The following is a 23,320-nucleotide window of genomic DNA, read 5'->3' as shown; positions in this document are numbered from 1 at the left end:
CCGTCACGTCGTGACGCCGCACCGGCGTCGCGCAGGATCCTGCAATGCTTGAATTTCCGCGCTGGAAGTACTTCCTGATTCTGATCGTTCTGGCGGTCAGCGCGCTGTACGCGCTGCCCAACATCTACCAGAAGGATCCGTCCGTTCAGATCACCGCAAACCGGGGTGGGCAGATTGATGATGCGCTGAAAGAGCGCGTCAACAAGGCGCTGGGCGAGGCCGGTGTCACCGCCAAGTCGGTGGAGAAGGAGGGCGAGAACAATCTGATCGTCCGCCTGACTTCGCTGGACGCCCAGTCGCGCGCCAATGAGGTGCTGCGTGAAACGGCCGGCGAAAACTACACCGTCGCCCTGAACCTGGCCTCGACCGTGCCGGACTGGCTGGCCAATCTCGGCGGCAAGCCAATGGTGCTGGGTCTGGATCTGGTCGGTGGCGTGCACTTCGCCTTGCAGGTGGACCAGAAGGCCGCAGTGGACAAGCGCTTCGAAGCCTTTACCGAAGACGTGCGTACCACCCTGCGTGACAACCGCGTGTCCTACCGTTCGGTCGAGCGTCGCGGCGAAAGTGATATCGCCATCGTCCTGGCCAATGCTGCCGATGCCGACAAGGCGCGTGCGGCACTGGCCAAGGCGCAGCCGACCTTCGGTTACTCGGTGAGCGGTGAGCGCATCACCGCCACCGTGCCACAGGCGGAAATGCTGCAGATCGCCTCCGGCGCCATCGAGCAGAACCTGACCACCCTGCGTAACCGCGTCAACGAACTGGGCGTGGCCGAGCCGATCATCCAGCGTCAGGGCGAAGACCGCATCGTGGTCGAGCTGCCGGGCGTGCAGGACACGGCCGAAGCCAAGCGCATGATCGGCGCCACCGCGACCCTGGAGTACCGCGCGGTGGTCGATGGCAATGCGCAGGATGCCATGGACACCGGCCGCATTCCGCCGGAAGCCAAGCTCTACCGCGACCGCCGCGGCATGCCGGTGCTGTTGAACAAGCGTACCATCGTCACCGGTGACCAGATGGTCAAGGCGGCGACCTCCACTGACCAGAACGGTCTGCCGTCGGTCAGCGTGACGCTGAACAGCGTCGGCGGCCAGCGCATGTTCGATTTCACCAGCGCCAATGTCGGCAAGCCGATGGCCGTGGTCTACACCGAGCGGATTCCGCAGGTGACGATGGTCAACGGTGTGGAGCAGCGCAGCTTCCGGGTCAAGGAAGAAGTGATCTCCATCGCCAACATCAATGGCGTGTTCGGCAAGGAATTCCAGACCACCGGCCTGGAGAAGACCGAGGCCGACGGTCTGGCCAAGCTGCTGCGTGCCGGCTCGCTGGCTGCGCCGATGGACTTCGTCGAGGAATACGTGATCGGCCCGAGCCTGGGTAAGGAGAACGTGGATCGCGGCGTCAAGGCAGTGGTGTTCTCGTTCATCTTCACCCTGGTGTTCTTCGCCATCTACTACCGCATGTTCGGCGTGATCACCTCGGTGGCACTGCTGTTCAACCTGCTGATCGTGGTGGCGGTGATGTCGATGTTCGGCGCGACCATGACCTTGCCGGGCTTCGCGGGTCTGGCCTTGTCGGTCGGCTTGTCGGTCGACGCCAACGTGCTGATCAACGAACGTATCCGTGAAGAGTTGCGACTGGGCATGCCGGCCAAGAAGGCGATCGCGGAGGGTTACGAGCGCGCCTCGGGCACCATCCTCGACGCCAACCTCACTGGCTTGATCGTCGGTGTGGCGCTGTACGCGTTCGGTACCGGCCCGCTGAAGGGTTTCGCGCTGACCATGATCATCGGTATTTTCGCCTCCATGTTCACTGCGATCACCGTATCGCGTGCGCTGGCGACGCTGATCTACGCCAAGCGCAAGAAGCTGACCTCCGTGGCCATCTGACGCGAATCTCTTCGCAGAAGCCCGCACCTGACCGGTGCGGGTTTTCCAAGGAACTCCTTGCATGAAACTGTTTCCACTTCACATCGTTCCGAACGACACCAACATCGACTTCATGAGTCACCGCAAGCCGGTGCTCGCGATCATGGTGGTGTTGCTGTTGGCCTCGTTCGCCATCATCGGCTTCAAGGGCTTCAACTATGCCCTGGAGTTCACCGGTGGCACGGTGGTGCGTACCCACTTTGAAAAGAGCATCGACGCCGACACGGTGCGTGAGCGTCTGGAAAAGGCTGGCTTCGACAATGCCCAGGTGCAGAGCGTCGGCGGCGGCAATGACCTGATGATCCGCCTGCCGCCGGATGGTGAGCACAACAATGCTGCCGATGCCGCGCAGCAGGTTGCCGAAAAGGTCCGTACTGCGGTGACCGCGGCGGACAATGTCGCTACCGTGCAGCCGGGCGAGTTCGTCGGCCCGCAGGTCGGCAAGGACCTGGCGATGAACGGCATCTACGCCACGCTGTTCATGGTCATCGGCTTCCTGATCTACATCGCGGCCCGCTTCGAATGGAAGTTCGCCATCGTCGCCAGCATCACCGCGTTCTTCGACCTGATCCTGACGGTCGCGTACATGTCGCTGCTCGGCCGCGAGTTCGACCTGACCGTGTTGGCCGGTATGTTGTCGGTGATGGGTTTTGCCATCAACGACATCATCGTGGTGTTTGACCGTGTGCGCGAAAACTTCCGCAGCCTGCGCGTGGAGCCGCTGGAAGTGCTGAACCGTTCGATCAACCAGACGCTGTCGCGTACGGTGATCACCGCGGTGCTGTTCTTCCTGTCCGCACTGGCGCTGTACATGTTCGGTGGCGAGTCGATGGAAGGCCTGGCCGAGACCCACATGGTGGGTGCGGTGATCGTGGTCATCTCCTCGATCATCGTGGCCGTGCCGCTGCTGAGCATCGGTCCGTTCAAGGTCAGCAAGCAGGATCTGCTGCCCAAGGCCAAGGACGAGGAAGAGCTGGCCCGTCGTCCCTGACGGACCCTCACTGCCTTGCTGAAAAGCCGCGCCCTGCGCGGCTTTTCTTTTGCCCGCAATCCGCGCGGGGGCGGGGCGGTCCATGCGGTGGCGTCGGTTGTTTTCGATGCGGCAGCGCACTACGATCCTCCCGGTTCAGCGCGCAAACTGCTTGTGCTGCTGTCTTCTGTTTAGCCAACCGAGGTTTTCATGGTCATCAAACCGCGTGTGCGCGGCTTCATCTGCGTCACCACCCATCCGACTGGTTGCGATGCGGCGGTCAAGGAACAGATCGATTACATCAAGGCCCAGCCCAAGCTGGCGAACGGCCCGAAGAAGGTGCTGGTGCTCGGTGCGTCCACTGGCTACGGCTTGGCCGCGCGCATCAAGGCGGCGTTCGGCAGCGATGCCGCTACCCTGGGCGTGTTCTTTGAGCGTCCGGGCAGCGAGACCAAGCCGGGCACCGCGGGTTGGTACAACACCGCCGCGTTCGAGAAGTACGCACACCAGGCCGGCCTGTATGCGCGCAGCGTCAATGGCGATGCGTTCTCCGACGAGGTGAAGCAGAAGGTCATCGAGATCATCAAGGCTGACCTGGGCCAGGTCGACCAGGTGGTCTACAGCCTCGCCGCACCGCGTCGCAAGCACCCCAAGACCGGCGAGATCATCAGCTCCACGCTCAAGCCGATCGGCGCGCCGATCACCTTGCGTGGCCTGGATACCGACAAGGAAGTGCTGACCGAGACCACGCTGCAGCCGGCAACGGCCGAGGAAATCGCCGGCACCGTGCAGGTCATGGGTGGCGAAGACTGGCAGATGTGGATCGACGCGCTGCTTGAGGCCGGCGTGCTGGCACCGGGTGCCACCACCACCGCGTTCACCTACGTCGGCGAAGAGATCACCCAGGCCATTTACTGGAATGGTTCGATCGGTGCTGCCAAGAAGGATCTGGATGCCAAGGTGCTGGCGATCCGTGACAAGTTGCAGGGCCTCGGCGGTGATGCACGCGTCTCGGTGTTGAAAGCGGTGGTGACCCAGGCCAGCTCGGCGATCCCGACGATGCCGTTGTACCTGTCGCTGTTGTTCAAGGTGATGAAGGAACAGGGTACGCACGAAGGCTGCATCGAGCAGCTCGATACCCTGTACGACATTCTGTACAACGGCCCGCAGGGCGGCGCCAACGCGGCTGACCACATTCGCCAGCAGTTGCAGGACGCGCAGGGCCGTGAAATCGCGCTGGTGGACGGCGAAGGTCGTCTGCGTGCGGACTACAAGGAAATGGCACCGGAAGTGCAGGGCAAGGTGTTGGAGCTGTGGCCGCAGGTGACCAATGAGAACCTGTACGAGATCAGCGATCTGGCCGGCTACAAGGCGGACTTCCTGCGCCTGTTCGGGTTTGGCATCGACGGCGTGGATTACGAAGCCGATGTGAATCCGGATGTGGCCATTCCCGGGATTGTCGAGGTCTGAGTTCGTTGGGCTTTGGGATGTAAGAAGGCCGCGCTTTTCGGGGGCGTTTTTTTTTTTGATTTTTTTTGCTTTGTAGCCCCCAGCATACCCACACCCCCCCCCCCCACCCCCCCGCGGGAGAGGGGCTCAGTGCACTGCGAGCGCGAGCATTGCTAGCCCCTCTCCCGCAGGCGGGAGAGGGGTTGGGGTGAGGGCAGCTCTTGGCGCAAACAAGCGGCCCAGAGCAAGCCATCAACCAAACTCAAAATCCATCTCAGCCGTCGGCGGGCCGACAAAATCCCCTTCCACGTAATCCACGCCGGCACTGAACAACAAGCTCATCGTCGAGGCATCGGCGACAAACTCGGCAATGGTCAAGATGCCCGCAGACTGTGCCTTGGTGGTGATTTCCTGGGTCTTCTCCAACTGCTCCTTGGCCTGCGCCGGATCAGCGGTGAACGCGCTGTCCAGCTTGAGGAAGCCGGGCTGGAAATGGGCAAGCAACTGGAACGAATCCAGTCCGGAGCCAAACTGTTCCAGGCCTACCTTGCAGCCCAGTACCGTGACATCGCTGAGGAATTGCTGCGCATTGCGCAGGTGCGTGAAGACCTTGGCCTCGGGTATCTGCAGCCACAGCTGCGCGCCTTCCACGCCTTCGGCCAGCAAGCCGGTGCGGATCACCGACAGCAGCTCAGGATCGGAGAAGGACTCCGGTGTGATGCGCACCATCAGGTGGGTTCGGTGGCCGGCGCGACGGCGCTCGCCCAACGCGCGGATGGCATTGGCCACCACCCAGCGGTTGATGGGGGCCAGCAGTTCGTGTTCCTGCGCGATCGGCAGGAAGGTCGCCGGGCCGACCATTTCGCCGTTGTTCTCCATCTGCAGCGAGGTGTCGTACAGCTGGATGGGCTCGCCCATCAGGTTCAACACGGGGCGGAAACGCAGATGGAAGCCATCGCCGGCCACCGCCTGGCGGATGCGCTGCACCCAGCTCTGGATGCGTTCTTCCTCGACGCGGTCGGCCGCGCCCGGGTCGAATACCTTGAAGGTATTGCCGCCCAGCTCGATGGCAGCGCGCGCGCAGTCGTTGGCGCGGTTCAACACCTGGCCAACGCTGGCGATCTTCTCGCCTACCTGTACACCGCCGATGCTGACCGTGACGGTGGCCGAGCGCTCGCCGATGCTGAAAACCGAGGAGGCAAACGCGCTGCGGACCCGTTCTGCCATCTGCGCGGTGTGTGCGTAGTCACCCTCCGTGAGCAGGGCGAAGTTGTGCTCGCCGAAGCGCGCCAGCTGCGCGTCCTCGCCAATGGCCTGGGCCAGCTTCTGGCCGAGTGCGGCAATCAGCGCATCGGCCGAATCCAGGCCGATATCCGGTAGCAGGCGCGCATAGTGATCCGGTTCGACCAGCAGGAAGCCATACTGGCCATCGCTGCGGCCGACCTGGGCGACGGCGTTCTCCAGCTGCACCATGAAGGTCGGACGGTTGAGCAGGCCGGTGACCTGGTCGCGCTGGCGCAGGGCCTCCACTTCGCGGGCCAGCTCCGGGTCGAACTCCTCGCGGCGGCGGAACACGATCTGGAAGCAGCTCTCGCCTTCATAGGTGGCGGCGGTGAACTCCATCGTCGCCGGGAAGGTGTCGCCGTCCTGGTTGCGCGCGTCCACTTCGTACTGCGGCGGCGGCGCTTCGCCCTTGCTCAGTGACTTCAGCAGCTGCTTGAAGTTCTCCACATGCTGCGGTGCAACCATGTCCAGCAGCGAGATGCCTTCCACGTCCTCGAAGGATTCAAATCCGAACATGTCCAGATAGGCTTCGTTGGCGCGGATGTGCATGCCTTCGTGGATGTAGGCGATGGGGTCGCGCGAGGACGAGATCAGCGCATCGCAGCGGCGCTCGGTCTCGCGCATCTGCGCCTCGATCCGGCGCAGCCCGCGACGCGCCTGCAAATCGGTCCATTCGGTCTGCACCACCGACAACAGGTGGTCCGGCTGCTGCCGCAGCGCGATGGCGCGGATGCCGTTGGCGGCCGAATCCAGCAGCATCTGTGCATCGATGCTGTCGGTCAGCAGGATCATCGGAATGTCCTTGCCACTGGCCGCGACCTGCTGGGTCAGCAGCAACTGCGGGATAGCGTAAGAGTTGGCCGCCAGTACCAGATCGATGGGCTGGCTCAGTGCCTGGCCCAGTTCGTCGGGGCTTTGCGGCCGCGACGGACGCACGGCGATGCCGCTGTTGCGCAAGGTGCTGACGATGGCCTCGGCGCTTTCTGCGCTGTCGTCAACGATCAGCAAGCGCAAGGTGATGTCTTTGGCGTTCTGCATTCAGGACTCCCGGGGGACGGGGTTTAATACACGATGCACGGCAGTGGCGTCTATGCGCAGGTCGTTTGCCTGTGACGTACTCCCATGAGTGTAGTCGCAACGCGGGCGTCAGGACGTTATCGGTGCGGGCCCGGATGTACATCCGCAGGGCGCAAGGTGTGGCCCGGCGGATGCCCTGCCGCACTGCGGCCGCCTACGCCGCCATCCCCGCTGCGCGTCCCGAGGCCCACGCCCATTGGAAGTTGTAGCCGCCCAGCCAGCCGGTCACGTCCAGAACCTCGCCGACGAAGTGCAGGCCCGGCACCAGCTGCGATTCCATCGTCGCTGAAGACACCTTGCGGGTATCCACCCCGCCCAGGGTGACTTCGGCGGTGCGATAGCCTTCGGTGCCGCTGGCGACCAACGGGAAGTCCGACAACAGGCTGGCGGCGGCCTTGAGTTCCGGTTCGTCGAACTGGCGCATGGGCTTGTCCTTGAGCCATTGCTCGCACAGGTGCAATGCCAGTCGGCGCGGCATCACCTCGGACAGCACGGTGCGCAGCTCGGAGGCGCCGCGCTCGCGTTTCATCTGCCGCAGCCATTCAGCGGCATCGTGATCGGGCAGCAGGTCGAGCCGCAGGTCATTGCCCGGCTGCCAGTACGAGGAGATTTGCAGGATCGCCGGGCCGCTGACGCCGCGATGGGTGATCAGCATGGAGTTGCTGAAGCTCTTGCCGTTGCAGCGCGCCTCCACCGGCAGCGCAACGCCACTGAGCTCGGCGAAGCGCTCCTGGTGGGTGCCGCTCAGGGTCAGCGGCACCAGCCCGGCACGCGTTGGCAGCAGTTCGTGGCCGAAATTGCGTGCCACCTCGTAGCCGAAGCCGCTGGCACCCATGCTCGGGATCGACAGCCCGCCGGTGGCGATCACCACCGAGGCACTGTGGAATTGCCCCTGGGCGGTGCGCACGTGGAAGCCGTCGGCGCCACGCTCGATCTGCTGCACACCGCAGTCGGTGCGGATCTGCACACCGGCATCGGAACATTCGTCCAGCAGCATCTTCACGATCTGCTTGGAGGAGATGTCGCAGAACAACTGACCCAGCTCCTTCTCGTGATAGGCGATGCCGTGGCGTTCGACCATCTCGATGAAATCGCCTGGCGTATAACGCGCCAATGCCGATTTGCAGAAATGCGGGTTGGTGGAAATGAAGTTGGCGGCGGTGGTGCCGGTATTGGTGAAATTGCAGCGGCCGCCGCCGGACATGAGGATCTTCTTGCCAACCTTGTTGGCATGATCGATCACCTGCACGATGCGGCCGCGCTGGCCGGCGGTGAGCGCACACATCAGCCCCGCGGCGCCAGCGCCGATAACCAGTACGTCGCAGCGGATTGCCTTGTCAGCCACTACTGCTTACTCCGCCGGGCGCTTGCGCCAGACCGGGATCACATCCAGCTGGGTGTGATCATTGAGCAGCTGCACTTCGCCATCCTGGATCAACACACTCCAGCGCATCGCCCGCTGCACCTGCTCGCCCCAGCGTTCGACGAACGCGGCAGGCAGGTCGACGACCGACAGATTGTTGAAGCGGGCCAGGTGCTTGCCCTGTTTCTGCCACCAGATATCGGAGGCATTGCCGCCGTAGTTGACGATCTGTACGCGGCGGCTGCGGTTGCAGGCCTTGCGCACGCGCGATTCGTCCGGGTGGCCCAGGTCGATCCACTGCTCGATGTCGCCGGTGTAGTCCAACTGCCACAGGTCCGGCTCGTCCTCGCTGCTCAGGCCCTTGCCGAACTCCAGCCTATCCTCTGCATTGAGGGCGAAAGCGAGCAGGCGCACCATCAGGCGCTCGTCGGTTTCAGAGGGATGTTGGGCCAGGGTCAGGTTATGGGTCGCGTAGTAGCCGCGGTCCATGTCGCTGATCTGCAGCTCGGCCTTGCGGATGGTGGCGGTGAGGGCCATGGGAATACCGGGTACAAAGACCGCCCATCATAATGCCTGTCCCCGCAACCGACCCGCCCCAACGTGTTCGAGCCTGAACTGCCCAGCCGTCTGCAACTCGCGCCAGGCCCATGGACCAGCCTGTTGGACGGGCTGTGCGCGCGGTTTCCGGCGATACCACCAGCACTTTGGCTGGACCGGTTCGCGCGGGGAAGGGTGCTGGGCAGCGACGGCCAGCCGCTGCTGCCGACCCAGCCGTGGCGGGCAGGGCAGGAGATCCAGTACTTCCGTGAGGTCGCCGACGAACCCGAAGTGCCGTTCGCCGAGCAGATCCTCCATCAGGATGATGATCTGCTGGTGGCCGACAAACCGCATTTCCTGGCGGTCACCCCAGCCGGCCGGTTTGTACGCCAGACGCTGCTGGCGCGGCTGGTTGCGCGTACCGGCAATCGCGATCTGGTGCCGCTGCACCGGATTGATCGTGGCACCGCGGGTCTGGTGTTGTTCTCCTGCAATCCCGGGACACGCGGCAGCTATCAGCGCTTGTTTGCCGAACGTCGCATCGACAAGGGCTACGAGGCCTTGGCGCCGGCGCTGCACGGGCACGTGTTCCCGTTGCAGCGGAGCAGCCGTATCGCCCGTGGCGAACCCTTCTTCCGCATGGCCGAGCAGCCAGGCCAGGCCAATGCGCTGAGCCGGATCGATGTCATCGCGCGGCGCGGCGAGGTGTGGCGCTATGGGCTGGAACCGGTCAGTGGGCGTAAACATCAGCTGCGCGTGCATATGGCTGCACTGGGCGCACCGATCATCGGCGACGAGTATTACCCGCAGGTGCTGGAGCGCGCCGCGGACGACTATCGCCATCCACTGCAACTGTTGGCGCGCCGTCTGGCTTTCGTCGACCCCCTCAGCGGCCAGCGGCGGGAGTTCCGCAGTGCGCGTGAGTTGGGGTGAGTTTCAACCGCGCTGTGCCAGCCAGCGATCCAGTTGCGCGGCAAAGGCCTGGCGATCACGTGCATGCAGGGTTGCCGGACCGCCGGTCTGTACGCCGGCAGCGCGCAGTTCTTCCATGAAGTTGCGGACCGATAGGCGCTCGGCAATGGTGTTGGTGGTGTAAAGTTCACCGCGCGGATTCAGGGCGACGGCACGCTTCTCCAGGACGCGTGCGGCCAGCGGAATGTCCTGGGTGACGACCAGATCACCGGCGTTGACCCGTTCGGCGATGGCATCGTCGGCGACATCTGGCCCGCCCGCCACCTGCATGGCGCGGATGAAGCGCGAAGGCGGGGTGCGCAGCCATTGATTGGCAACCAGGATGGTTTCGATCCTGGCCCGTTCGGCGGCCCGGAACAGGATTTCCTTGATCACTACGGGGCAGGCATCGGCGTCCACCCAGATTCGGGTGGCGGAAACGGCGTCTTCATGGCTCATGCCGCGCAGTCTATTGGATTTGCCGACTTTGCTGTTGGCTGGCTATCGTCAGAAAATTGACTAATTTCAGCCACTTAATCGACGAACTGAATCAAATTGGGTTTCTGAATACGGCAAATATCGCTTTTTGGAACAAAGCGGCGTATTGTCCATCCCACTGTGCTTGCAAGGGTCACCGTGAATCGTGGCCTGATGCAGTTGATCTTCTTGATCGGCTCATCGATCCGCTTTACCAACGCCTGCAACTCAGTCTCGGCCCCGATCTCCGGTGGCTGCGATTATTTCAACTTATGTTTCAGGAGTTAGTACATGTCTGATCGTCAGACCGGCACTGTCAAGTGGTTCAACGACGCCAAGGGCTTCGGCTTCATCACCCCGGAAAGCGGCCCGGACCTGTTCGTGCATTTCCGCGCCATCCAGGGCAACGGCTTCAAGTCGCTGCAGGAAGGCCAGAAGGTGACTTTCGTCGCCGTGCAGGGCCAGAAGGGTATGCAGGCTGACCAGGTGCAGGCGGTCTAATCGACCCCCTTGCTACCGTAAGGTTGCTTGGAACGCCGGAAGCGAAAGCTTCCGGCGTTTTTGTTTGTGTTTTCGCGTCGGGCATCGCCTCGCACTGACGCTGCGTTGCGGGACTGTTGGCTAGGATCAGATCTTGATACCGATTGAATGACGCTGGAGCCAGCGATGATCACCGTGCACCATCTGGAACAATCACGTTCGCAACGCGTGCTGTGGATGCTGGAAGAGCTGGGCCTGGCCTACGACGTGGTCAGTTACAAGCGTGACCCCAAGACCTGGCTGGCACCGCCGGAGCTGCGCAAGGTGCATCCGCTCGGCAAGTCGCCGGTACTGCAGGACGGGACGCTGATCCTGGCCGAATCCGGGGCCATCCTCGAGTACCTGGCCGACCGTTATGACCTGCAGCGCCGCCTGTCGCCGCAGCCCCTGCCAGTGGAGGCGCCAGAGCGTCTGCAATACCACTACTGGATGCACTATGCCGAAGGCTCTGCGATGCCACCGCTGGTGATGAGCCTGGTATTTGCGAAAGTCCGCAAGGCACCGATGCCTTTTTTCGCCAAGCCAATCGCCCACGGCATCGTCGACAAGGTGATGAAGAGCTTCATCAGTCCGCAGCTGCGTCTGCACCTGGACTGGATGGAGCGGGCCCTGGCACAGTCCACCTGGTTTGCCGGCGAACGCTTCAGTGCGGCGGATATCCAGATGAGTTTTCCGGTCCAGGCGGCGGCGGTCCGCGCCGGACCCATGGGCGACTACCCGAAACTGCAGGCGTTCCTCGCGCGCATCAAAGAACGGCCTGCCTATCGGCGCGCCGAGCAGCGCGGCGGGGCGCTGGATCTTATTGGCGGCACTCGCTGAGCAAGGCGGTCCGAGCTTGCGGCAGGGCCTGCCAGCCCCCACTTTCAGATGATGAACGACACGCACCCACAGTTTGACAACCGCTTCCAGCGTGAGCTGCCCGGCGACCCCGAAACCGGCGCACGGCGCCGTGAGGTGCTGGGTGCTGCCTGGTCGGCGGTAATGCCGACGCCGGTGGCTGCGGCACACCTGCTGGCGTACTCGGCCGAAGTCGCGGAGCTGCTTGGCTTTGACACAACCGTCGTTGCCAGCCCTGAATTTGCCGAGGTCTTCGGCGGCAATGCCTTGTTCACCGGCATGCAGCCGTGGGCGGCCAATTACGGCGGCCATCAGTTCGGCCATTGGGCTGGGCAGCTCGGCGATGGCCGCGCCATCTCCTTGGGCGAATTGCTGGCCGGCGGAAAACGCTGGGAACTGCAGCTCAAAGGTGCTGGCCCGACTCCGTATTCGCGCGGCGCCGATGGCCGAGCGGTGCTGCGTTCGTCACTGCGCGAGTTTCTGTGCTCCGAAGCCATGCATCATCTCGGTGTGCCCACCACCCGTGCGCTGAGCTTGGTCGGCACCGGCGATACGGTGGTACGTGACATGTTCTACGACGGCCATCCGCAGGCCGAGCCCGGCGCCGTGGTGTGCCGGGTCGCGCCGTCGTTCATCCGCTTCGGCACATTCGAGCTGCCGTCGGCGCGTGGCGATGTCACGCTGCTGCGGCAACTGGTCGAGTTCTGCATCGCCCGTGATTTCCCTGAGTTACAGGGCAGTGGCGAGGCGCTGTACGCCGACTGGTTTGCACAGGTCTGCACGCGCACCGCGGTGATGGTGGCGCAGTGGATGCGGGTCGGCTTCGTGCACGGCGTGATGAATACCGACAACATGTCCATTCTGGGTTTGACTCTGGATTACGGTCCTTACGGCTGGGTCGAGAACTACGATCCGGACTGGACGCCGAACACCACCGACGCGCAGGGCCGCCGCTACCGCTTTGGCACGCAGATGCAGGTGGCGTACTGGAATCTGGTGCGATTGGCGCAGGCGTTGTCGCCTTTGTTTGCCGAGGTTGCACCGTTGCAGGCTGGATTGGATGGTTTCCGCCAGCGCTACGAGGCGGAGGAGCGTGCACACCTGGTGGCGAAGCTTGGCCTGGGCGAGTACCGGGACGGCGATGGCGAGCTGATGACGCAGTTCCAGCAGTTGCTGCAGGACGGTGAGATGGATATGACGTTGGCGTTCCGCGCCTTGGCGTCCATTGATATCGACGCGCCGGAGATTGACCCGCTGGAGCAGGCCTTCTACTCGCCGGCTGCCCGCGAGCAGGTGCTGCCGGCACTGACTGACTGGCTGCAGCGCTACGCCGCGCGGGTCCAGGGCGCAGGGCAGTCGCCGCAACAGCGCCTTGATGCCATGCAGGCGGCGAATCCCAAATATGTGCTGCGCAACTGGTTGGCGCAGCAGGCCATCGACCGTGCCGAACAAGGCGATCTGGCCGGAATCACGGACTTGCTGGACGTGATGCGGCATCCTTACGACGAACAACCTGGGCGTGAGGCATTTGCCGGCAAGCGCCCGGAATGGGCGCGTGACCGCGCCGGCTGCTCGATGCTGTCGTGCAGCTCCTGAGCACTTTCTTCTTGAATGACTGATATGACCACCTCTGCCTACCCCGAATGGTCGCGCCCGATCCGCGACATCGCCGACTTCCCCAAGCCCGGCATCCTGTTCAAGGACATCATCCCGCTGCTGGGTGACGGCGCCTGCTTCCGCGCCGCCGTCCAGGCCATGGCCGAGCCGTGGCGTGACGCCGGCTTGCATGCGGTGCTGGGCGTGGAGGCACGCGGCTTCATTCTCGGTACCGCGTTGGCCCTGGAGCTGGGCGTGGGCTTCGTGCCAGTGCGCAAGCCGGGCAAGCTGCCGGGCGCAACGTTGAAGCAGGAATACGCGCTGGAATACGGCACCGATCGCATCGAAGTCAGCGTCGGCGCAACCCCGCCTGGCGCGCGCGTGCTGCTTGTCGATGACGTGCTGGCCACTGGTGGCACCTTGCTTGCCGCCTTGCAGTTGGCTGCGCAGCTTGAGGCGCAGGTTGTTGGTGGCGCGGTATTGGTGGAGCTGGATGGTCTCGGTGGCCGTGAGCGCTGGCCTGATGGTTTGCCACTGGCTGCAACACTGGTTTACTGAGTACCTGATCCCACCCCAGTCCGCGGAGTCCCGAATGCCGACGTTGAGTGAGCTGCTGTCTTCCTTCGATAGTGCACAAGGGCTGCTGCTCCCTGACAGTTGGCGCCAGGGTCGCACCGCCTACGGCGGCGTGCTCAGTGCGCTGGCGGTGGCCGCGGCGATGCAAGGCCACGCAGGTGCGTTACCGCCGTTGCGCGCGATGCAGGTGACCTTCATCGGGCCTGCAGCCGGCCTGCTGCGTTTCGTGCCGGCGGTACTGCGCGAGGGCAAGTCGGTGGTGAATGTCGGCGTGGATGTGTTCTCCGACGATGCCTTGGCGGCGCGCTTGTCATTGGTGTTCGGCCGCGCCCGCGAAAGTGCGGTTGCGCATGATTTCAGTGGTGAGCTTCCGGCCCAGGGGCCTGCCGCATACCGTGATTTCGACATGGCGGCGATGCCGTTCGCGCCGGCCTTTACCCGCAACTTCCAGATGCGCCCTGCCGGTGGTGCGATGCCGGTGTCAGCTGCGGAGATTCCCGAGCTGCTGACCTGGATCCGCCATCGCGACGCCGGTGGAGTAGATCCCGCGGTAGCTCTGATCGCGATGGGCGATGCGATGCCGCCGGCGGCATTCACCAGTTTCCGCGCTGCTGCGCCGATCAGCTCGATCACCTGGAACGTTGAGCTGCTCGATCCTTCGCCGCAGGGCGAATGGTTCCTGCTGCGTTCCTTCAGCCAGCATGCGGGTGACGGCTATTCGTCGCAGGACATGCAGGCATGGGATGAGCAGGGCCGGGTGGTGATGCGCGGCCGCCAGAGCGTGGCGGTGTTTGCCTGATGCGCGCCTTGCGGGTGTTGGGTGGACTGGCGCTGCTGCTGGCGATGCTGGGCTGGAGCGCGTGGTTCGTGATCTGCAATGTCTATGAATTCTCGCCGGCGCTGGACCCGCTGGCGTTCGCCTGCGGCTGGCTGCTGAGCGCGGTGTTGGCTTGGCGCGTGTTCCGTGGCGGTTTCCGCCGTATTGCCTGGCCATTGTTTGCACAGGCAAGCTGCATCGGCGTGTACCTGCTGCTGATCCATCGTGGCGTCGGCGAGGCCACTGCGCTGGCGCTGTTTGTCGCAGCCAGCGTAGCGGTTGTTGCCGCGGCATTCCGGGTGATGCTGCGCGCTCGCGCTGCGTGATAAAGGTTCAGCGGGTCAGCCGGATGTCCCCTTCGGTCAGCGCTTGCCGCAGGAATGCCAACACTGCCGGGCCGCTTTCGCGGTCCGCGCGGGCATAGCCTTCGGCCGTGCCGCCCACCGGGATGTAAGGGCCGGTGTCGCTGCGGAAGGTGGTGGGCTGCAGGAAGGGCGTGATCAGATGGCCGGCGTCGGAGTAATACAGCAGGGCGTCCGCTTGCGGCGCGCTGCGGCGCTTCAGGCGTTGTATCGCCAATGCCGCCATCTCGCCGGAAGCGCCGAGCTGGTCGTCGCCGCCTGCGACCAACAAGAGCGGCCCGTTGATGCGTTCGATCGGCAGCATTGCCTGCTCCAATGCCGCTGCGTGCGCACCGGGCTGATTCCAGTTGAGCTGTTCCACATAGGGCAGGAATGGCAGGTCGCGGCCACCAACGCTCAAAGCGGGCTCATCGACGGCGCGGAAATCGGCCGGCGGCACATCACGGCGGATGCCGCGGAATGGCGCAGGGCTGCCTACCCACGACACCGCTGCCTGCAGACGCGGATCATGCGCCGCGGCCGCCATCGCCACGATGCCACCCCAGGAGCCCCCCATCACCCCGACCTTGCCGGCAAAGGGCTGGGCGCGCAGCCAGTCGACCGTGCTGCTGACCGGGTCGATGGGGACGCGGATCAGATCCTTGGGCAGTCCGGGCATCCGGTAATAGGCAACAGCCACTGCGACGAAACCGTTGGACGCCAACCAGGCGGCATACAGATTCGCGCTATCGATGCCGCCTTCGGCGCCGCCCAGGGTGATCACGACAGGATGTCGACGGCCATCGTCCAAGGCGCCTGCAGGGTGATAGAGATTTCCCACCACGCCATGCAGCTGCAACGGCGTTGCAACCACGTCGGCCGCATTGATCCGCCGCCGCAAGGTCTGTTGTCCAATCCGTTCGCCATCGACGAAGGCCTCCAGTTGCATCGTTGCGGGTGCATAGCGCAGGCCGTCGGGTTCGCTGCGCATCGGCAGTGGCATGGGTTTGCCTTTACCGGCTTCAGGCCGCATCGACCAGAACAGCCCCATCGCATCGACACCTGCGTAGCTGCCGGCCTCGGCGCCAGCCGTGGCGGTATCGGCGATGCCGTTGTGATCGGCACGGTAGTTGGCGTGCGCCAGCCAGCGGCTACCCTTGCTGTCCTGCATGGAAAGCTGCAGTTTCACCGCTTGGCTTGGCAGTAGCCCGGCAACGCTGATCTGCACCGGTTGATCGGCTGGACCGTCCACGGGATGTACGCGCAGTTCGGCAGCAAAGGCCAGGGAGCTGCAGCCGAGCAGCAGCGGAAGCAGGAGATGCTTGAGCATGGGTGTTGTGAACGAGGAGCGGCCCGCGATGTTGCCGCTGCTGGAAGTGCAACGGAACAACTGGATGCCAGCAATGGCGCAGGCCGTGCCGGGCTTGGCATGAGCCGTGCGCCTCAGCCGGTCTTGCCCATCTTCGCTTCGAACGCGTCGCGGTGCAGCCGGCTCAGCGGCAGCTGGGTGCCATCCAGTAGTTCCAGCGTCGCATCGCCATTGCGGCGTGGCAGCAGACAGCGCACCCGTGCGCAATTGACGATTACCGCGCGCTGTACCTGCACGAAGCCGGCCGGCGCCAACTGCTCGGCGAGCCGGCCAATGCTCTCGCGCAACAGGTGCACCTGCTTGCCGACATGCACGCAGGCATAGTGGCCGGCGCTGTCGATGTAGTCGATGTTGGTGGGTGACACGTAGTCGCTGCGGCCGCCATTGCGGATGCATAGCGGTGCCAGCGGGTTGATGGTCTCGCGTGCCAGATGTCTGCGCAGCCGGTCCAGTGCGACGGCAAGACGGTTGGCATCCAGTGGCTTGGGCAGATAGTCGACCGCGCCCAGTTCGTAGGAGGCCAATGCATGTTCGGCATGGGCGGTGGTGAAGATGATCGCTGGTGCGGGTGCGGGTGCGGGTGCGGGCAGGCTGCGCGCGAGCTGCAGGCCGTCTTCATCGGGCAGCTGGATGTCCAGCAACAACAGCTCGAGCGATTCGGCAGCCAGCAGCAAACGGGCCTGGGCAATGCTGGACGCCTCGCCGACTATCTGGATATCGGCATGCGCGGCCAGCAGGTGGCGCAGCTTTTCGCGGGCCAGTGCGATGTCGTCGATCAGTAATGTGCGGATCATGCGGCCGGCTCGCTGCTGGCCATTGGTAGCTGGATGCTGACCTGGTAGTGCGCGCCGTCACGTTGCGCGCGCAGCGTGGCACGCTCGCCGTAGATCGCCTGCAGGCGTTCGCAGCTGGCTTGCAGGCCAATCCCCATGCCGGCGGCCGCGTCGCCAAGCGGGTTGCGGATCTGCAGGTGAAGCAGATCATCGCGCGATTCGAACTGCAGGCTGATCGTGGCGTCGTTCGTGTCTGAGCAGCTGGCGAAGCGCACGGCGTTCTCGATCAATGGCTGCAACAGCAGGCTGGGTACGCGCGCATCCCATGCATCGGCGCTGGCCTGCAGTTGCACCTGCACCGGCTGTTGCTGCAACAGTCGCTGCAGTTCGATGAAGGTCATCGCCTGCGCCACTTCCTCGCGCAGGGCGACGAAGGGTTCGTTCTGAAGCAGGTTGCGCAACAACTCACCCAGCTGCGCCAAGGCAGCGTCGGCGCGCTCGGCATCGCGGTAACCCAGTGCGCCGATTGCATTGAGCGCGTTGAACAGGAAATGGTGATTCAGGCGTGCTCGCAAGGCTTGCTCGCGCGCCTGCGCCAGCAGCTCGCCACGGCGGCGATAGCGTCGGATATAGGTCAACGCTTGGCCGATGCCGATGACAGCAACATAGGTTGGGAGCGCGAACAGGCTGGTGGCGATAACCGCATGCAGCCAGTTGTCGGGCAGCGTGCGTGGCAGCGCCAGTTGCGAGAGGCAGTACCCAAACAGCCAGCCAATCAGCGACAGCGCAGGAATGATGCAGATGCCGGCGGCCAGCAGCTTGCCCGCCGCTTTGACGTCGCTACCCATGCCTAGCGGCCAGCGCGCGCACAGCTGCCATAACCACGGTGTCGCCAGCAGCCACAGGCTGTGGATGCCAAGCAGGAACAGCAGGGAACGCATCAGCTCGACAGGAGCCAGACTACCGGCTGCGGGTCCGGTCAGTTGCACCGCTGGCAAGGTGACCAAGGTCAGCAGCAGCCAACCTGCACATGCTGCACGCCACGGGAATGCCGTGGCGTGCGTATCACCCGCAATGCTGGAAGAGCTGGTGTCGGGCAGGGAAGACATATCCGTGTTCAAGCGCCGGGCTGGGCCGGCGCCTGCTTACATCTTGCGGACGCGGAAACGCTTGCCCTTGATCTTGCCGGCTTCCAATCGTGCCAAAGCCTTGCCAACCTGCTCACGGGCAATGGCCACGTAGGAGCGGGTGGGGAAGATATCGATCTTGCCAATCGCCTTGGCCGACAGCCCGGCATCGCCGGTCAGTGCGCCGAGGATGTCGCCTGCGCGCAGCTTGTCGGTTTTGCCGCCATCGATGCGCAGGGTGGTCATGGCCGCCTGCGGCAGCTCTGCCGGACGCGCGGTTGCCAGTGGGGTCTTCTGCCAGTTCAGCGGCTTGCCCTGCTGTGTTTCCAGCGCATCAGCGCGGCTGCGTTCACGGCCGGCAACCAGGCTCAATGCCAGGCCATTGCGGCCGGCACGACCGGTACGGCCAACGCGGTGCTGGTAGGTGTCGATATCGGTCGGCAGCTCGTAGTTGACCACGGCAGCCAGGTCTTCCACGTCCAGGCCGCGTGCGGCCACGTCACTGGCGACCAGCACGTTGCAGCTGCGGTTGGAGAACTGCATCAATACTTCGTCGCGGTCGCGCTGTTCCATGTCGCCATGCAAGGCCAACGCCGAGAAGCCGAACTGGCGCAGCGAGTTGGCTACTTCGTCGACGTCCTTGCGGGTGTTGCAGAACACCACCGCCGATTCCGGCGTGTACTTCAGCAGCAAGCCGCCCAGTGCCTTCTGGCGGTGGGCCGGCTCGGTTTCGAAGAACAGCTGCTGGATGGCCGGGGCTTCGGCCTGGCCATCGACAGTGACTTCGGCCGGTTCCTTGAGCAGGGCGCGGGCCAGTTCGCGGATCGCTTCCGGGAAGGTGGCCGAGAACAGCAGGCTCTGGCGGTCCTTGTGGGTGCGACCGGCGATTTCGCGGATCGGCTCCTCGAAGCCCATGTCGAGCATGCGGTCGGCTTCGTCCAGTACAAACGTGCGTACCTGGCCCAGGTTGAGGGCGCGCTTGCGCGCCAGTTCCTGCACGCGGCCGGGGGTGCCGACCACAACCTGCGGATCATGCGCTTCCAGTGAGGCCAACTGCGGTCCCAGCGGCATGCCGCCGGTGAGGATCAGCAGCTTCAGGTTGGGGATGCCGGTGGCCAGCTTGCGCAGCTGCTTGCCGACCTGGTCGGCCAGTTCGCGGGTAGGGCACAGCACCAGGGCCTGGGTGCGGCTGACGGACAGGTCGAGCCGGTTGAGCAGGCCCAGGCCGAAGGCGGCGGTCTTGCCGCTCCCGGTCGGAGCCTGCGCGATCACATCACGACCTTCCAGGATCGGCGGCAGGGCCAGCGCCTGTACCGGCGTCATCGAGGTATAGCCCAGCGCGTCGATGCCAGGAGCGAGTGCCGGCGACAGCGGCAGGGAAGAGAAGTCAGTCATGCCGTATTTTCGCAGAAGCCGGGCGGCGGCGCTTGCCATTCTGAATGGGTGGCTCCGTCTCCTTCATCCAGCCTGCAAGGGCCGGTTTCAGCCCTTGCGATTGTTGGCGACCGGCTTGCTTTTGGGGGTGAGGGTCTTGGCCCCGGCTGGCCGCTGGTGAACGAAGGGATAGGGTACGGCAGGTGTCTCCGGCAAGCCCGCGCGCCATTGTTCGAGCACGGCCGCTACTGTCCTGCCGTTCTGGAACTGCGGTTCGGAGGGGCGCTCGCCTTGTTCCTTTTCACGACGGCGTACGTTGCCTGCGGCCAGGGTGTAGGCCCGGGCAAAGTCATTGGTGGCGTTCAAGGCCTCGATCAGGAAGGCGCGACCAAACCAGGTGGCGCTATCGGTATTGCCGCAGCCAAAGGAAGGGCGGTCCTTGCGCGCGGCGGTGATCACCATGCGCTGCGGTGATATCAAGGCGGGCACGAAGGCGCCCGAGAAACAGGCCGAGACCACGATCACCGCATTGCCGATATGCGCCTCATCCAGCATCCGCGCGAGCTGTGCCGGTGCCAGATAGTCTTCCTGGTCGCGACCGGTGTGCAGGTAGACGCTGTTGTCATGCAGGCCGTGGCTGGTCAGGTAGAGGAACAGCACATCTTCATTCGGGTCCAGCGTCCGCCCCAGTCCGTTCAGGGCATGGCCGATGCTGTCGGCGGTAGCCAGAACCTGCGGCGGGCCGCCGAGTCCCAGGGCAGGCTGGTTGACCAGGCTGATCATGCGGCCTTCGGCACCCCAGCGCTTGGCCGACAGCTCACGCAGGTAGGCCACCTCATTGGGGAACACATCTTCATCCGCATCACCGGCCACGCCGAGGACGTAGATATCGGTGACGCCGGGGCGCTGGGCTGGCAGGCCTGCCAATGCGGCGTCCAGCATCGTGAGCTGACTGCCTTCAAGTTTGGGTGTGGTGGCCTGCCGCTCAGGTGCTTTGGCCGCGCCAGCGAACGCAGGCCAGGCCGCACAGGCTGCCAACAACAGCTTGGCAACGGCGTTGATCAGCCGGGGAGGGGAGTGCTGGGGACCGCGTTGGGCTGCCATTGCCGTAATCCATGACGGTGGGTATGGCAGCACGGTCGAGCTGACCGTGCTGCATCCAGTGCGCGCCCGTGGGCGGCACCGAAGGCTATGGTGCCGGAGTTGAGCTTGGAATGCGTGGCTCGAAAGGATCCCCGGAGGCGCACGGCGCCCAATCAAGCCGCCAACAAGCGGCATTCCCGGAATCGAGCTGGGCCGGCCCATCAGTCGGTAGGCAGCGACCAGCCATAGGCCAAGGCGGACTTTTTCCTGAGGTTCTCAAGCTGCTCGGCAGCATTGATGGCGCTGCTTGCGCGGTAGACCAGGTCCTCCAGCCTGCACAGGATGCTGGCCTGCGCTTCATCATCGGGCACCACCTGCACGATCCTGTCGACAAGCTGATGCATTTCCAACAGCTTCTGCTTGCGCTCATATTCGCCAAGCGATGCCGCGTCCTGCACGACCTGCTGCGCAAGAACATCGAAGCTATCCCGCAACTTCTCGTAGTCCATACAGCACCCGCTGTGATGGCTGCCAGCCAATAGCTTGCAATGGTGCTGTCGGGGATGCCCTTACTTCAATGAGGGTTACACCTTATAGAGACTAGGATTTATCTGACATTCGAACATGGCGGACTAGGCGCCTTTGCGTTAAGCCCCGCTCCAAGCGACGGGGGCGAAGCGAAAGACCTCTTGATGGTGTGATTCCAGTTTCAGTGCCAGGAGGAGATTCGGTGCGGTAACGCATGACCTCTGTGCGATGCCTTGCTGTCTGGTGGGCGCAACTTGGGTAGTAGTCCCCTGTTTTCGGCATCATTGTTGGCATGACGATAGGCAGGCAGCGCTCTTGAAGAAATGTTCAGGCGAATAATGAGTGGATGCCTGTATCAGGCGCTGCGGTATCATTCACCTTGAACCTAAGCTACGCCCAACATGATGCGCCGATTCGATCTCACTTTCTGGTTGTTATTTTTAACGATTATTCTAGGGGTAGCCCTGCGCATCTATTGCGTTTTCGTCGTCGATCTCTCTCCTGAGCTTGATTTCAGACGGTACTACGAAGTTGCCGAGAATTTGGCTGCTGGGCGCGGTATAACGCTGTCCGAGACTCCTTATGTCGCACAGCCGCCTCTTTATCCTTTGCTGCTAGGAGGTTGGTTCTTTATCTCAGAGGCCAACGTCATGAGTGGGAAGGTGCTAAATCTTCTTCTCTCTGTGTTTACGTTGCTCTCCTGGGCGTGGCTGGTAGCGCGGGCCCGCTTTCCAGCATGGATGCAGGTTGTTTCCTTGCTTATTATCGCTGTTCATCCTGCGATGGTTGCTTACGTTGTTGTTCTTGGCACGGAAACGCTATCCGTTTTCCTATGCACAAGCTTGTTGGCGGTTGCGATGTTGCGGAGTTCCCTGCGCTGGCCGTTACTAGGGTTTATATCTGGATTTGCGATCTTGAACCGTCCGCAGCTATTGGTGGTACCAATGTTCGTCGGTGGGGTAATTTTGTTGTTGCCGATGCTGAGGTCACGGTTCTGTCGAGGGGCGATCATGCTGATGATCGTTCCGCTTCTTGTGGTTGCTCCATGGATGATCAGAAATTTTCTGACGTTTGATGTCTTTGTGCCGGTCAGTGCGAACAGTGGTTACGTGCTGATGGTCAATAATAATGAGAACAATGGCAGTGGGGCCTGGATGCCGCTATCCCAAGTGCCGTTGAGTGATGAAAATTTGATGGCCTTTGAAAGACACGCCGGGATGGGGCCAGACTTTTTCGCAGGCGATGATGAGGGGCTGAAATTCCGGATGTGGACGCCCCAGGCGGACAAGGTTGCAAGTGATGTTGGAAAAAAATGGATTGTCAGCAATCCACTCGATTTCGTTGAATTGGCTTGGATGCGGCTAAAAATTACGTATGACATTGACAGTTTGATGATGTGGCCTTTTCGTCAGGACGCAGGACTGCCAAACGCGCTAATGCAAATCACTTATGCGCTTGATTTGGTGTTAGCACTCTTATCGGTGTTGGGGTGTGTTGTTGGTCTGTTATTTCGTCCGCGCGATAGGCTTCTGCTGTCATGGCTTTGTGCGCTAGCTGTCATGTTTGGGATTATTGCGGGTGTTCTGCTTTTTGAGGGACAAGGCCGCTACCTGATGCCTATGCTTCCGGCTCAGGTTTTTGTCATCATGATCCTGTTTTCTCCGCGTGAGGCATGGACGTCGTTGAACCGTAATTCTGTGGGCGCTGACGTAATGGCTTGAATGCAAACGGCAGCGGCTGCACCCAGTTGTTGCATGGGCTGAAGCGCTAAGAGTGGTGCGGACGCAGAAACAAAAAAGGCCGGAAACCCGTGCTGCTATTGGGTTTCCGGCCTGATCGGGACCTTGACGGTCCATCTAATGGTGGAGGTGGGCTCTACGGTAAACAGTCGGTAAGGCATTGGCCGGAAAGGTAAAAAGGTGCAGGCCAGCTACCTCATACCCCCAGCAGTACCCCCAGCTTCATGCGGCCTCGTTTCGCAACTGAACCCGGGCGGTAATCCATGCATCAACCTCGGACTCCACCCAGGTTGACGATGCGCCAACGCGGACCGGTTGGGGAAATCCACCCTCCCGGATCAGCTTGTACAGGGTCGACTTGCCAATGCCGACCTTCTTCATGACTTCGTCGCGGCGCAGCAGCTGCAGGTCGCTCATGGAATTTCTCCTTCCAGCGCCGCTCGGGCGCTCTTGATTCGGTTGGTTCTGGTTTTTGTGATCCCGTTCCGCTCGAGCTGGCCCTTCGTCCTATTGCGGAAATCGGCTCCCGGACAGACAGTTAGAAGAAGAGAGACGGTAACTTTGGAATTGGAATTGCGACCTGG

22 protein-coding genes are annotated in these 23,320 nt (G+C 63.0%); 11 read left to right on the top strand and 11 right to left on the bottom strand.

All coding sequences use genetic code 11. From position 1 onward, the window contains the following. The first annotated feature begins 44 nt into the window (after positions 1-44). The 3 genes from secD to fabV all read left to right on the top strand — a co-directional run bounded on the left by secD (position 45) and on the right by fabV (position 4,368). Positions 45-1,889, top strand: a complete 1,845-nt coding sequence (gene secD / locus ACVOLQ_RS10600; RefSeq protein WP_481527973.1) for a protein translocase subunit SecD — start codon at positions 45-47, stop codon at positions 1,887-1,889. Between the two features lie 61 nt (positions 1,890-1,950). Further along, a complete protein-coding gene (gene secF, locus ACVOLQ_RS10595) occupies positions 1,951-2,919 on the top strand; it encodes a protein translocase subunit SecF (protein WP_313169799.1) in 969 nt (322 codons plus the stop codon). A gap of 189 nt (positions 2,920-3,108) precedes the next feature. Beyond that, positions 3,109-4,368 (top strand): enoyl-ACP reductase FabV, encoded by a 1,260-nt coding sequence (fabV, locus tag ACVOLQ_RS10590; RefSeq protein ID WP_481527972.1) that lies wholly within the window; start codon positions 3,109-3,111, stop codon positions 4,366-4,368. A gap of 231 nt (positions 4,369-4,599) precedes the next feature. Here the strand turns inward: fabV and ACVOLQ_RS10585 are convergent, their stop codons facing one another. The 3 genes from ACVOLQ_RS10585 to ACVOLQ_RS10575 all read right to left on the bottom strand — a co-directional run bounded on the left by ACVOLQ_RS10585 (position 4,600) and on the right by ACVOLQ_RS10575 (position 8,608). Next, positions 4,600-6,669 carry an EAL domain-containing response regulator gene (locus ACVOLQ_RS10585; protein WP_313169802.1) on the bottom strand — a complete coding sequence of 690 codons (2,070 nt, stop codon included), beginning with the start codon at positions 6,667-6,669 and terminating at the stop codon, positions 4,600-4,602. Positions 6,670-6,862: 193 nt separating this feature from the next. Continuing rightward, positions 6,863-8,053, bottom strand: coding sequence for a BaiN/RdsA family NAD(P)/FAD-dependent oxidoreductase (locus ACVOLQ_RS10580; RefSeq protein WP_481527971.1), 1,191 nt, complete (start codon positions 8,051-8,053; stop codon positions 6,863-6,865). Positions 8,054-8,059: 6 nt separating this feature from the next. Further along, positions 8,060-8,608, bottom strand: a complete 549-nt coding sequence (locus ACVOLQ_RS10575) for a YaeQ family protein (protein WP_481527970.1) — start codon at positions 8,606-8,608, stop codon at positions 8,060-8,062. 63 nt (positions 8,609-8,671) lie between these two features. Between ACVOLQ_RS10575 and ACVOLQ_RS10570 the strand changes: the two genes are divergently transcribed. Next, on the top strand, positions 8,672-9,541 hold the full coding sequence (locus ACVOLQ_RS10570) for a pseudouridine synthase (RefSeq protein ID WP_481527969.1): 870 nt from the start codon (positions 8,672-8,674) through the stop codon (positions 9,539-9,541). Between the two features lie 3 nt (positions 9,542-9,544). On the opposite strand, the gene ACVOLQ_RS10565 is transcribed toward ACVOLQ_RS10570, so the two are convergent. Further along, the gene (locus tag ACVOLQ_RS10565) at positions 9,545-10,018 is read right to left on the bottom strand and encodes a YaiI/YqxD family protein (protein WP_313169808.1); all 474 of its coding nucleotides are present in this window, start codon (positions 10,016-10,018) and stop codon (positions 9,545-9,547) included. Between the two features lie 309 nt (positions 10,019-10,327). Here ACVOLQ_RS10565 and ACVOLQ_RS10560 point away from each other — a divergent pair, with 309 nt between their 5' ends. From ACVOLQ_RS10560 to ACVOLQ_RS10535, 6 genes are all read left to right on the top strand, one after another. Then, entirely contained in the window at positions 10,328-10,537 is a 210-nt protein-coding gene (locus tag ACVOLQ_RS10560) for a cold-shock protein (RefSeq protein ID WP_054659637.1), read from the top strand. Positions 10,538-10,702: 165 nt separating this feature from the next. Then, on the top strand, positions 10,703-11,395 hold the full coding sequence (locus ACVOLQ_RS10555; RefSeq protein ID WP_481527995.1) for a glutathione S-transferase family protein: 693 nt from the start codon (positions 10,703-10,705) through the stop codon (positions 11,393-11,395). Between the two features lie 51 nt (positions 11,396-11,446). Beyond that, positions 11,447-13,009 carry a protein adenylyltransferase SelO gene (locus tag ACVOLQ_RS10550; protein ID WP_481527968.1) on the top strand — a complete coding sequence of 521 codons (1,563 nt, stop codon included), beginning with the start codon at positions 11,447-11,449 and terminating at the stop codon, positions 13,007-13,009. A gap of 15 nt (positions 13,010-13,024) precedes the next feature. After that, positions 13,025-13,567 carry an adenine phosphoribosyltransferase gene (locus ACVOLQ_RS10545; RefSeq protein ID WP_481527967.1) on the top strand — a complete coding sequence of 181 codons (543 nt, stop codon included), beginning with the start codon at positions 13,025-13,027 and terminating at the stop codon, positions 13,565-13,567. Positions 13,568-13,601: 34 nt separating this feature from the next. Then, positions 13,602-14,384 (top strand): thioesterase family protein, encoded by a 783-nt coding sequence (locus ACVOLQ_RS10540; protein ID WP_481527966.1) that lies wholly within the window; start codon positions 13,602-13,604, stop codon positions 14,382-14,384. Continuing rightward, positions 14,384-14,728, top strand: coding sequence for a hypothetical protein (locus ACVOLQ_RS10535; protein ID WP_481527965.1), 345 nt, complete (start codon positions 14,384-14,386; stop codon positions 14,726-14,728). The genes ACVOLQ_RS10540 and ACVOLQ_RS10535 overlap by 1 nt, the downstream gene beginning before the upstream one ends. 7 nt (positions 14,729-14,735) lie before the next feature. On the opposite strand, the gene ACVOLQ_RS10530 is transcribed toward ACVOLQ_RS10535, so the two are convergent. From ACVOLQ_RS10530 to ACVOLQ_RS10505, 6 genes are all read right to left on the bottom strand, one after another. Next, positions 14,736-16,073, bottom strand: coding sequence for an acyl-CoA thioesterase/bile acid-CoA:amino acid N-acyltransferase family protein (locus ACVOLQ_RS10530; RefSeq protein WP_481527964.1), 1,338 nt, complete (start codon positions 16,071-16,073; stop codon positions 14,736-14,738). A 113-nt stretch (positions 16,074-16,186) separates the two neighbouring features. Further along, positions 16,187-16,906 carry a LytR/AlgR family response regulator transcription factor gene (locus ACVOLQ_RS10525; RefSeq protein ID WP_481527963.1) on the bottom strand — a complete coding sequence of 240 codons (720 nt, stop codon included), beginning with the start codon at positions 16,904-16,906 and terminating at the stop codon, positions 16,187-16,189. Further along, positions 16,903-17,994 carry a sensor histidine kinase gene (locus tag ACVOLQ_RS10520; protein WP_481527962.1) on the bottom strand — a complete coding sequence of 364 codons (1,092 nt, stop codon included), beginning with the start codon at positions 17,992-17,994 and terminating at the stop codon, positions 16,903-16,905. Before ACVOLQ_RS10520 ends, ACVOLQ_RS10525 begins: the two co-directional genes overlap by 4 nt. 36 nt (positions 17,995-18,030) lie before the next feature. After that, positions 18,031-19,407: an ATP-dependent RNA helicase DbpA gene (gene dbpA / locus ACVOLQ_RS10515; RefSeq protein WP_313169821.1), complete on the bottom strand. Its 1,377-nt coding sequence runs from the start codon at positions 19,405-19,407 to the stop codon at positions 18,031-18,033. A gap of 87 nt (positions 19,408-19,494) precedes the next feature. Next, positions 19,495-20,490, bottom strand: coding sequence for a C13 family peptidase (locus tag ACVOLQ_RS10510; protein WP_481527961.1), 996 nt, complete (start codon positions 20,488-20,490; stop codon positions 19,495-19,497). A 200-nt stretch (positions 20,491-20,690) separates the two neighbouring features. Continuing rightward, complete coding sequence (locus ACVOLQ_RS10505) at positions 20,691-20,978, bottom strand: hypothetical protein (protein ID WP_481527960.1); 288 nt, start codon at positions 20,976-20,978, stop codon at positions 20,691-20,693. Positions 20,979-21,398: 420 nt separating this feature from the next. On the opposite strand from ACVOLQ_RS10505, the gene ACVOLQ_RS10500 reads away from it, so the two are divergent. Beyond that, positions 21,399-22,718, top strand: a complete 1,320-nt coding sequence (locus ACVOLQ_RS10500) for an ArnT family glycosyltransferase (protein ID WP_481527959.1) — start codon at positions 21,399-21,401, stop codon at positions 22,716-22,718. A 240-nt stretch (positions 22,719-22,958) separates the two neighbouring features. On the opposite strand, the gene ACVOLQ_RS10495 is transcribed toward ACVOLQ_RS10500, so the two are convergent. Continuing rightward, positions 22,959-23,153: a helix-turn-helix transcriptional regulator gene (locus ACVOLQ_RS10495; protein WP_481527958.1), complete on the bottom strand. Its 195-nt coding sequence runs from the start codon at positions 23,151-23,153 to the stop codon at positions 22,959-22,961. Positions 23,154-23,320 lie beyond the last annotated feature (167 nt).

It is taken from the genome of Stenotrophomonas sp. STEN031, assembly GCF_056759975.1.
Note: the sequence above shows the minus strand (reverse complement) of the source record. Positions and strands in the feature narration are given on the sequence as shown.